At 41.1% G+C, this 1,871-nt stretch carries 1 protein-coding gene; it reads right to left on the reverse strand.

Annotated elements, in window-relative coordinates; translation table 11 throughout:
- On the reverse strand, positions 1–1,871 hold a 1,871-nt coding region (locus HMPREF1518_RS05905), incomplete at both ends, for a GbpC/Spa domain-containing protein (RefSeq protein WP_033584836.1).

Genomic DNA, 1,871 nt, shown 5'->3' on the forward strand with positions numbered 1-1,871 from the left:
CGGCGGAGTTGGCAATGGATCATAATTTGGCTCTTCTGGTTTTGATGGCTCTGGTTGATCTGGAGTTTTTACCGGTGGTGTTGGCTCATTTTCGTAGCTTGGTGCTACTGGTGCTGGCTCCAATGGCTTCTCCGTCTCATATTTTGGCTCTTCTGGTTTTGATGGCTCTGGTTGATCCGGAGTCTTAACTGGTGGAGTTGGCTCATTTTCATATGTCGGTGCTACCGGTGCTGGCTCCAATGGTTTTTCCACTTCATAAGTAGGAGCTTGTGGTTCAGTTGGCGCTACTGGTGGAGTTGGTTTTTCCTTAGTAATTTTCGGAACGTTAACCGCACGAATCTTACCATTGAGTGAGTACCAAATGTTTGGTCTTTTACCTTCGGTATTATCTTTTCCAGAAACAACTGGCATTTCAGATTCAGGCATTACTAGAGTAGCAGAGATAGCCCCTACTGTTATGCTATTGTTTGGACCAGACATACGGATGGCACCAGCTCCATACCAAGAGTTAGGTGCATCTGATGAATCCCAACCTGAACCAGGTTGACTATTTTTATACATGGTCCAACGAGATCCACCTTCGCCTTGTTTAAAGTTCAAGGTTTTAGTAGCATAAATCATGCCATTCTTTTCACCGATAGATGAGCCAGAGATTTTGACAAACTTACCACTATAATCCTTGGCCATTTCAATGGAGTTGTGCTCACGGTTAAGTGAGGCTACAGAAAGAAGGGCGTTATCAAAATTAATTGGCTGATCATTTTCATCATAGAAGGTGAATTCATTTTTAATAAAGATGGATGTGTCCTTTTCAGCTACACCAGTATAGGCTGAAGCAAAGACACCTAGAGTTGGATCGGTAAAGACACCTAACCAAGCCTTGTCAACATTTTTGAATTTTGAATCGGAATCAAGTGTATACTTGAAGACGACCTTAGAAATCTTTTTACCATTATAGTAAGATTTTTCAAGATTTGTATAGGTAGCTGTCACGCTTTGACCGCGTTTCAAGAGGACAGATGCAAATTTTACCTCTGTGTTATTGCCGACAGTGGTTGTCCAACCAGCCTTAGCCCCGAAATTGCCGTAAAGTTCCATGGAAGAAGTCACATCATCGGCTTGTTGAAGGTAACTAACATTAAGGTTATCAGGCTGAAGAATCTTTTTAGAATATTGAGCTGTATCATGACTAAAGGCCTCATCAACTGCAGAAGCTTTCAGCATTTTTCCATTTGTTGTCAATGATAACTGTGCATTTGGCTCTGAATCATACACTAAGCTTTGAGCAGACGGCTCTGTCAAGTTACCATCTTCGTTTTTATGATTTTCAAGTTTTGCAAGGGCAGCCGCTATAGCAGCTTGTTCGTCTTTATACTCTTGCAATTTTCTTGGATAATCTGCTAAATCTTTTTGATATTTAGCAAGGTCTGACTGATACTTTAATAGCTTAGCTTCATAGTTAGCCTTAGCTTGTGCGTTGCGTTGCTTGATTTCTTCATTCTCAGCTTTAATCGCTGCATTTTTTGCCTTATTGTCTTCAACAGCCTTTTCATAGGCTGCTTTTGCATCGGCATTTGCTTTTTGAACGCGAGCTAGTTCTGTCTGATAAGCTGCTAGCTTAGTTTGGTAGTCTGTTTCGTTAGCTGCATTCGCTTGTTTAACTTCCGCCAAATCTGCTTCGTATTTCTTCATCGCAGCTTCATAAGTCGATTTTGCAGCAGCGTTACGTTGCTTAATCGCTTCATTTTCAGCTTGAATGGCTGTATTTTTTGCAGTATTTTCTTTTACTGCTTTATCATATGCCTCTTTAGCTTCAGCATTTGCTTTCTGAACGCGAGCTAGTTCTGTCTGGTAAGCTGCTAATTTAGCTT

The sequence above is a fragment of the Streptococcus sp. SR1 genome (assembly GCF_000526075.1).
Taxonomy (GTDB): domain Bacteria; phylum Bacillota; class Bacilli; order Lactobacillales; family Streptococcaceae; genus Streptococcus; species Streptococcus halitosis.